The sequence below is a fragment of the Runella sp. R0.1_18 genome (genome assembly GCF_057652155.1).
Genome location: NZ_JBYFCK010000098.1, coordinates 1 through 488, shown reverse-complemented (window position 1 = coordinate 488; position 488 = coordinate 1). Strand labels below are relative to the sequence as shown.

1 protein-coding gene is annotated in these 488 nt (G+C 40.0%); it reads left to right on the top strand.

Annotated features, from left to right (window positions below):
• Positions 1-150 precede the first annotated feature (150 nt).
• Positions 151-488 (top strand): transposase (locus AC23P2_RS31225; protein WP_487776810.1); only part of this gene is annotated, 338 nt, incomplete at its 3' end.

Sequence of the window (488 nt, the reverse complement as noted above, 5' to 3'; positions counted from 1 at the left end):
CATTACCTCAAAAGCATCGGCAATAAATCTAAAAACGACAAAATTGACGCTCGAGGTTTATCACAAATGGGTTTAGAGCAAAACCTAAAACTATGGCAGCCACTATCGAAGAGTATTTGTCAATTACGGATGCTAACCCTTCATTATCAGATGCTTCAAGAGCTTAAAAACCAATCTGAGAATCAACGACACTCGATTTTACATAGCCGAACCATTGATAAGTTTACCATCAAACACTTGGAGAAGCTGATTAAAGTCTATGACAAACAACTCGACGAAACGAAACAAGCAATTGCTAAACTCGTTGAAAAAGAAGCAATTCTTAAAGCTAAGATTGAGCAGTTATGTCAAATCAAAGGTTTAGCTCTACTCTCAGTGGCTACTATCATTGCTGAAACCAACGGCTTTACTGGTTTTGAAAACATTCGCCAGTTAGTCAGTTTTGCAGGCTATGATGTGGTTGAGAACCACGGGGGCGCCCGTGCGCT